The organism is Desulfosarcina sp. (genome assembly GCF_033791525.1).
In the GTDB taxonomy this organism is placed as follows: domain Bacteria; phylum Desulfobacterota; class Desulfobacteria; order Desulfobacterales; family Desulfosarcinaceae; genus Desulfosarcina.
The window spans coordinates 1-3,484 of sequence record NZ_JASJGN010000110.1; the positions used below are offsets into that span (position 1 = coordinate 1).

Annotated in this window: 4 protein-coding genes; 2 read left to right on the plus strand and 2 right to left on the minus strand. The window is 56.0% G+C overall.

The genetic code is table 11. The annotated features are described in order from the left end of the window. Window positions 1-412 precede the first annotated feature (412 nt). Window positions 413-922: a GNAT family N-acetyltransferase gene (locus QNK41_RS05410; protein ID WP_319254545.1), complete on the minus strand. Its 510-nt coding sequence runs from the start codon at window positions 920-922 to the stop codon at window positions 413-415. Further along, window positions 912-1,613: an AAA family ATPase gene (locus QNK41_RS05415; protein WP_319254547.1), complete on the minus strand. Its 702-nt coding sequence runs from the start codon at window positions 1,611-1,613 to the stop codon at window positions 912-914. The genes QNK41_RS05410 and QNK41_RS05415 overlap by 11 nt, the downstream gene beginning before the upstream one ends. Before the next feature lie 286 nt (window positions 1,614-1,899). On the opposite strand from QNK41_RS05415, the gene larA reads away from it, so the two are divergent. Together larA and QNK41_RS05425 are read left to right on the plus strand one after the other, a co-directional pair. Beyond that, window positions 1,900-3,147: a nickel-dependent lactate racemase gene (larA, locus tag QNK41_RS05420; protein ID WP_319254549.1), complete on the plus strand. Its 1,248-nt coding sequence runs from the start codon at window positions 1,900-1,902 to the stop codon at window positions 3,145-3,147. Window positions 3,148-3,360: 213 nt separating this feature from the next. After that, the coding region (locus QNK41_RS05425) for a ferredoxin family protein (RefSeq protein ID WP_319254551.1) at window positions 3,361-3,484 on the plus strand (124 nt) is incomplete at its 3' end.

A 3,484-nucleotide genomic window follows, 5' to 3' on the forward strand; every position in this document is an offset into this window, starting at 1 on the left:
GGCTTTGAAGACGGTGAGTGTATCCTCCATTTTCCAATCCCTCCTTCAATCGAGTGGTTGTTTCTTAAGCGACTGTAAAACGATTCCTGTTACCGGCCTAATGACATCTAAAACACGGCCACCACGTGTTGTCAATAAAAAAATGTAAAAAGTATAATAACACAAATAGCTAAACCAATAGCCGGATAAATAATATAGTTATTAAGGTTAATATAATTAATATAGAAAAAATGGATCGGCTTTTTGTCCTGAATCTGGATGAAAACACGGGTGGTGCATGTGGCGGGACGGCTGGTATGCTTTCAGGCAAAGCGGCTTGTCAAACGCCTGGGGCAGGCGGCTGAAGCGAGGGTGGTAGGCCCACGGCATGCTTTTCATGGGGTTGAGGGTTGAAAGGATAGTCAGCTCGGTTTCAGACCGCTGACGGCCTGCATTCAAACAATTGTTCGTTGACTTCGGTGCCCCACTCGGCACCTTTTTGCTGACAGGCCAGGTTGAATCCGACGCTCTCATACAGGTGCCTGGCAACGTCGAGTCCTTCGAAGGTCCAGAGAAAGATTCGATGGTAGGCTTTTTCCACGCAAAAATCGACCGCACGGTTGATCAACTGCCGCCCCATCCCTTTCCCGCGCAGGGCATCGGAGAGGATGAACCATCTCAGATGGGCACCGCTTTCTGCAGCATGGGCGCCGTCGATAATGATGCCGCCTTCGACCCGGCCGCCGACCGTGGCCAGCCACAGGGCATCCCGGTCCGCATCATAAGCCCTGAGAAACGCCGACAGTTCCGTGGCCACCTTGGCTTCAAAGAAAAGGTCAAATCCCCAATGGTCGGCATAGTAGATGCCATGCAGTTCGGCGATCCGGCCGATGGCGCCCGGAAGGTAACCCCTTGTGACGGTGACGGTTGGATCAGACGCCATGAAGGAAAAACTCCTTGTAGATCCGGTAGTGCCGGGTTTTTTCGTAAGCGGTGGGTGCGATGGTCGTTTGGTTGAAATCATAGACCAATGCGTCCGGGCAGGACATCAGAATGGGCGAATGGGTGGAGATGATGAACTGGGCGTGGCCGGCGGCGCCCATTGTCGACAATACCTCCAGCAGGCGCAATTGGGTTTCAGGCGATAAGGCGGCCTCGGGCTCATCCAGAAAGTGCAGCCCCTTGACCTGGTAGATGGATTGGAAATAGGCCATGCAGGATTGCCCGTGGGATTGGGTGATTAACGATTGGCCGCCGAAGTAGTCCAGCAGGCCGGGGTTGCCGGTCGCCCATTCATCTACGAGTTGGGAGAAATTCCGGAACAGCTCGGGAGAAAAAAAGGATCCGGGCACCGCTCCGTCGGCCCAATCGATGTCCATGGACAGATGCAGCATGTTCTCATATCGGTTGGCCTTGTACCTTGCCCGGTGCATGCCTTCCCAGATGTGGATGTTGCACCGACGGCACAATGCCTTGAGCAGGGTCGATTTGCCGGTGCCGTTCTCACCGGTGAAAACGGTCACCGGCGCGGGGAAGTCAATGGCCGGGGTATGCTGGATGATCGGCAGATTAAAGGGATAGGCATCGGTTGTCGGGAATCGGTCTTGGGCAATGCGTACGCTTTTCAAGTGCATGAATGGGCTCCAGTGGTCTGCCGATGGCTGCTTGGGCAGCTTGTCGCTGTATAGATGCGATCGGCGGTTGAAACAGGATCGGCAACCTTTTCTTTTTTACAGCTTTGTTAAAGCGGAACCCGCCATTTCTGTCAACACCCTACCGGCAGCCGACCGACGGTTTGATTTCCCAATACCATTTGATTTTATGGTTAACATCCGTTTCCGATGCGCGTATACTGTAATGCAGGCATTTCAGGAAGTTCCGAATTGAGGTTGGGAAAGGGTTGGCGGGTCGGGAAACGATATGGCAAAATCCCTTGAACTGAAAATCGGTAGTAATCAGTTTGGCTTGCTGTTGCCGGATGAGGCGGATATTCTGACGATCCAGGAGCCGCAACAGACAGTCACCGAGCAAGGCTTCGCGGCAGACCTGAAGATTGCCCTGCCGTCCCTGCCGCTGCATGGGCGGCCGGTGGCCGTGGTGGTGGCGGACAAGACTCGGTTGTGCGGGTATGATCGGTATTTGCCTATCCTCCTCGATGCCCTCGAAGAAAGGGGTGCGTCAAAAGAGACCCTTTCCGTGTACATCGCCTATGGTACCCATGCAGCCCAAAGCGATACCGAGTGCCGGGCCGCTTACGGTGATGTATACTCGCAATACCGATTCGTGCACCACGACTGCACCGATGACGCGTGCTTTGCCGATATGGGCACCACCCGGCGCGGCACGCCGGTCCGCATCCGTAAGGATATTCTCGACGCCGATCTCGTGATCACGTTCGGCGCCATCTCCCACCACTATTTTGCCGGTTACGGTGGGGGGCGCAAGCTGATCTTCCCGGGGCTGGGGCAGCAGGCGGCCATCTACCGCAACCATGCCCTTTTTCTGGATCCGTCACACCGGACCCTTTCCGCCGGGTGTCGATCGGGTCGGCTGGCGGGCAACCCGCTGGCAGAAGACCTGGCCGAGATCGAAGCCTATCGCCCGGCCGACCTGGCCATTCACGGCATCCTGGACAGCCATGGCACGGTTTGCCGGCTGATGGCGGGAAGCGGCATCGATCACTTCCGGCAGGCCTGCGAATGCCACGGGCAAAACTGCGAGATTACCATCGGCGACGGATACGACATGGTGGTGGCGTCCTGTGGCGGCTATCCCAAGGACATTAATTTTATCCAGGCCCACAAGGCCGTTCACCATGCCGCCGCCTTTGTGAAAGATGGGGGCGCCCTCATCGTTTTCGCCCGGTGCAGCAATGGCATCGGGTCGACAACTTTTTTGCCCTGGTTCGACATGGGAGGGTGGAAGGCCGCTTTTGCTCATCTCTCACAAGCCTATCAGGGCAACGGCGGTACCGCCCTGGCCATGATGGAGAAAACCCGGCGGATAAACATCTTTCTGGTAACCGATCTGTCGCCGGACGTCTGCCGGGCCATCGGCGTCACCCGAATTGACCCTGCGTCGGCGGCGCTAAGGGTCAGGCAGCTCAGGGGGTCCATAGCCGCGATCCCCAACGCCAGCCTGCTGGTCAGGCGATGGACCCGGATTTAATATGGAGACCATCCGGACCTTGCGCGAATTCCCGAAAAATAGTATTTAACACTTAAACACCATTCATATTTCTCCTGCCGGAAAAAGCTATTCGATCCAACCACGCGCTTTTTCTTGACAAGGCCCCGTTGAGCTTCTAAGAGGGGCACGATTTCGAGGCGGCCGTTCTAATTGGCCGCGCACGAGCGTTGATAACACGTTAGGGGACGATTCATGGCAAAAGCAAAATTGAAGGAACACCGGATCAACCGGGACTGGTGCAAGGGCTGCGGGATCTGCGTGGCGTTTTGTCCGAAGACGGTGCTGGAGCTTGACGAGCGTGACAAGGCGGTGGCGG

Bases quoted from the DNA above. Each gene is read 5' to 3' on its own strand.
- QNK41_RS05410 (WP_319254545.1), bottom strand. From the start codon at position 922: ATGGCGTCTGATCCAACCGTCACCGTCACAAGGGGTTACCTTCCGGGC.
- QNK41_RS05415 (WP_319254547.1), bottom strand. From the start codon at position 1,613: ATGCACTTGAAAAGCGTACGCATTGCCCAAGACCGATTCCCGACAACC.
- larA (WP_319254549.1), top strand. From the start codon at position 1,900: ATGGCAAAATCCCTTGAACTGAAAATCGGTAGTAATCAGTTTGGCTTG.